Raw genomic sequence first — 3,885 nt, 5'->3', positions numbered from 1 at the left:
GCGGACGCGCTCCACGTCGGGGAAGCCCGGGTGGATCCGGTTGGCCGCGCTCATGTTCCGGTAGGCGCGGTAGTGCAGATCGCGGATGTAGAGATCTACCCCATGGTTCCACAGCCGCGTGAACATGCTGTCGCCCTTGGGTGTCACCCCCGCCTTGCCCGCGGCCTCCTGGACGGTCTCGACGGGGATGAGGAAGTTGAAGCCCTGGACGACCTGCTCGCCCTGGAGCGAGGTGAAGGTGGCCGCGCCGATGACCTGCCCGCGGTCGTCGAAGACGGGGCCCCCGCTGTTGCCCTGGATGATGGCGGCGTCGGTCTGGAGCACGCGCTGACCGCCGATGTCCTGCTTGAAGCCCGAGATGCGTCCGGTCGTGATCGAGGGCTCGTACTGCGTGGCGCGGCTGAGCAGCTCGTGGGAGGCCACGACGCCCGGAAAGCCGATGACGAAGAGGGCCTGGCCCAGGTGCAGGTCCGTGCTGTGCTTGGCCAGGCGAACCACGGGCAGCTCCTTGTCCTCGATCTTCAGGATGGCCACGTCGCGGCCGTGCTCCTTGCGGGGGTTGCCGGAGGCATCCGTGGTGGTGGCGACGATCACGTAGGCGGGCGGGCTGTAGAACTTCACCGCGGCCGGGTAGGACTTGCCATTGGACAGGTGGACCTGGAGCGTCCGCTCGAGGGCGAGGCCGGCACGGTTCTCGGGGCTCGCGGCGAGGGCGCGGATGCGCTGGGTCTGCGCGGCGGCGGGCAGGCCGTCCAGCTCGGCGGCGCAGGCCGCAGCCACGGCTTTCTCGAGCAGCTCGGCGGCAAAGGCGCCGTCGGCGCCCTCCTGGTAGGGCTGGATCACGTGGCCATTCGTCACGATCCAGCCGTCGGGGTGGATGATGGAGCCGCTCCCGAGCTCGCCGATCGATCCGGGCTGGATGACGGCGGTCGATCCGTCGCTGCAGCGCACCGTCGCCGTGGCGCCGATGCGCACCATGATCATGACGACGGCCGGCTTGGCGCGGAAGACCGCCGACTGGAGCTCCGACTCCGTCGCGGCCTCCGACACGGGGGGGACGGTGGCCGCCAGGAGGCAGGCCAGTACTCCGATCACGAGGGCGCGCGCGGTGGTCGAGATAGTCCCCCTCCCTTCGCTTGCTGGATGCTTGGACGCGACCACGGGGCCTTGCGGTTCGCGGCCGGGCATCGGGCCTGAGCCCTGATCATGCCGCCTCCCGCAGAACCTCGTTGCCTCGTTTATACCGCAGGCGTTCCGCCCACGCATTGTACGGCGGACCGAGGCCTCGCCCTTGACAAGAGTGGAGGGGCAGGGCAGAGTCTCGGTCACCCGTCACACGTTCCGTTCACCGACTCGTCAAGGAGTGCTCGTTGCGGCTCTTCGCCCTCGCCGTGAAGCGCAAGCGCTGGGAACCGTGGGCTTTCGCCTCGCCCTCGCTCGCCCTCATCGCCCTCGTCATCATCTTTCCCCTCGCCTATTCCTTCTGGCTCTCGCTCAACAACTTCGATCTTTCGGTCGGGGCCGAGTACGAGTTCGTGGGGGCGAAGAACTACCAGGAGGTCCTGTTCAGGGACCCGCGTTTCATGGGCTCGGTGTGGAACACGGCGGTCATCATCGCCCCGTCCCTCGTGCTGGAGCTGGTCCTCGGACTCGGGCTGGCCCTCCTCCTGAGCCGCGTGGCCCGGGGCCGCCCGATCATCACCGCGCTTCTGGCCATCCCCGCCATGGTGTCGCCCGTCATGGCGGCCATGGCGTGGCGGATGATGTTCGGGGTCAAGTACGGCGCCATCAACAACCTCGGGCTCCAGCTCGGCCTCATCGACGTGTACTTCGACTGGTTCGCGTCGACGGCCCTCGCCCTGATGAGCGTCGTGCTCGTCGAGGTGTGGCACAACACGCCGTTCATGATGCTGGTGCTCCTGGCGGGCATCCAGTCCATTCCGCAGGAGCTGTACGACGCGGCCAAGGCCGACGGGGCCCGGCCGTGGCAGAGCTTCTGGTCGATCACCCTGCCGCTTCTGAAGTTCACGATGGTGGTGGGCGTGATGATCCGGCTCATCGACCTGACCAAGCTCTTCGGGCTGATCTTCGTCCTGACCTACGGCGGCCCCGGAAGCAGCACGGAGACGGTGGCCTTCACCACCTACCTGGCGGGCTTCAAGGACTTCCGCATGAGCTACGCCGCCGCGCTCTCCTACGTGATCGTGGGCGGCGTGCTCGTCCTCACGCTGCTCTTCATGTGGATCCAGCGCCTTCGCGAGGCACGGGCGGCCTGATGGCCATCGCCGTCGAGCGGCGGCCTCAGGTAGTCGCGCGGCGGAGGAACCGCCGCCGGGCGCAGCGCGGGGTCGCCCACCTCCTGACCTATCTCGGGCTGCTCGTCGCCCTCGTCTTCTTCCTGGGCCCGTTCTTCTGGATCGTCACCACCTCGCTCAAGGGCAACGAGGACTTCTTCACCTTCCCGCCCGTGTGGATTCCCCCCGATCCGTCGCTCGCGCACTATGCCGCGCTCTTCACCCGGTCGAGCGGGGCCCGCTACTTCACGAACAGCCTCGTGATCTCCTCCCTCAGCATGTTCGCGGCCCTCGTGGTCAGCTTGCCCACCGCGTATGCCATCGCGCGCTGGCGGTTCGGGGGCGGGCTCCTCTCCACCGTCCTCCTCGTGCTCCGGATGCTTCCCGCCATCGCGCTGATCATCCCCATCTACATCATGTACAAGATGCTCGGGCTGACGAACAGCTATCTGGGCCTCGTCCTCGTGTACACCGTCCTCTACGTGCCCTTCGCGGTATGGCTCCTCGTGGGCTTCCTCCGCGAGTTCCCCATGGAGATCGAGGAGGCGGCCATGATCGACGGCTGCTCGCGCCTGCGCGCCCTCATCCAGGTGGTTGTGCCCATCATCGCGCCCGGGATGGCGGTGGTTGCCCTCTTCGCCTTCATCGCCACCTGGAACGAGTTCCTCTTCGCCGTGGTGCTCACGGGGATCGAGACGAAGACCATGATGGTGCTGGTCACCTCGTTCACGTCGGGGGGCACCGACATGTTCTATGGCGAGGCATCGGCCTCGGTGGTGCTGGGCGTCCTGCCCGCCTTTGCCGTCGCCTTCATGCTCCAGCGGTATCTGGTCAAGGGTCTCGCCCTCGGCGGCACCAAGGGCTAGCCGTCAACTCAAGGAGGCGTCCATGCGTCGTGCTTCGCTCTTGATCGTCGTGGTCGTGATGCTCGTGGGTCTGGTCGCCTTCCTCGGCTCGCAGGTGCCCACGGTGGGCGCCGCCCGACCCTATGAGGGCCAGACCATCCGCGCGGTGGTGAATGCGGAGTACGTCAAGTACTCGCTCAGCCTGGTCGAGAAGGATCTGTACGAGAAACTCGGCGTGAAGATCGAGACGGAGGTTATCCCCCTCGACGCCTTCGTGTCGAAGACGCTCCTGGAGTTCAACTCCGGCTCGAGCCCCTGGGACCTCGTGATGTTCGGGCCCTCGAACATGCCGGACTACGGGCGTCACTTCGAGCCGCTCGAGCCGTGGATGCAGAAGCTGAAACTCGACTTCGCCGTGGAGGACATCGTCCCCGTGTTCGCCAAGGTGATGCTGCGCTACCAGGGCAAGCTCGTGTCCATGCCCTACGACGGCGACATCCACATGATGTACTGGAACAAGGTGGCCTTCGAGCGGCCGGAGAACCGGACCAAGTTCAAGGCAAAGTACGGTCGCGATCTCCTACCCCCCAAGACGTGGAAGCAGTGGGACGAGGCGGCGGAGTTCTTCAACGGCTGGGGCTGGGACGGCTCGGATCGCAAGCTCTTCGGGGCGGGCGCCTCCTACAAGCCTTCGGGCAGCGGGTACTCGTACCACTGGTGGCGCTCGCGCTTCTTCTCGTACGGCG

At 66.7% G+C, this 3,885-nt stretch carries 4 protein-coding genes; 3 read left to right on the top strand and 1 reads right to left on the bottom strand.

What is annotated here, in order from left to right; all coding sequences use genetic code 11:
• Window positions 1–1,188, bottom strand: a 1,188-nt coding sequence (locus tag VGT00_13055; GenBank protein HEV8532341.1) for a S1C family serine protease, incomplete at its 3' end; no start/stop codon positions are given.
• Between the two features lie 182 nt (window positions 1,189–1,370).
• Here VGT00_13055 and VGT00_13050 point away from each other — a divergent pair.
• The 3 genes from VGT00_13050 to VGT00_13040 form a co-directional block, all read left to right on the top strand.
• Window positions 1,371–2,276, top strand: coding sequence for a sugar ABC transporter permease (locus VGT00_13050; GenBank protein HEV8532340.1), 906 nt, complete (start codon window positions 1,371–1,373; stop codon window positions 2,274–2,276).
• A complete protein-coding gene (locus VGT00_13045; protein ID HEV8532339.1) occupies window positions 2,276–3,160 on the top strand; it encodes a carbohydrate ABC transporter permease in 885 nt (294 codons plus the stop codon). Before VGT00_13050 ends, VGT00_13045 begins: the two co-directional genes overlap by 1 nt.
• 22 nt (window positions 3,161–3,182) lie before the next feature.
• Window positions 3,183–3,885 (top strand): extracellular solute-binding protein (locus VGT00_13040; protein ID HEV8532338.1); only part of this gene is annotated, 703 nt, incomplete at its 3' end.

The sequence above is a fragment of the Candidatus Methylomirabilota bacterium genome (assembly GCA_036002485.1).
GTDB lineage: Bacteria > Methylomirabilota > Methylomirabilia > Rokubacteriales > CSP1-6 > AR37.
Note: the sequence above shows the minus strand (reverse complement) of the source record. Positions and strands in the feature narration are given on the sequence as shown.

What these genes read in the sequence shown, in the direction of transcription:
- VGT00_13045 (HEV8532339.1), top strand. Translation starts at nt 2,276, where the DNA reads ATGGCCATCGCCGTCGAGCGGCGGCCTCAGGTAGTCGCGCGGCGGAGG.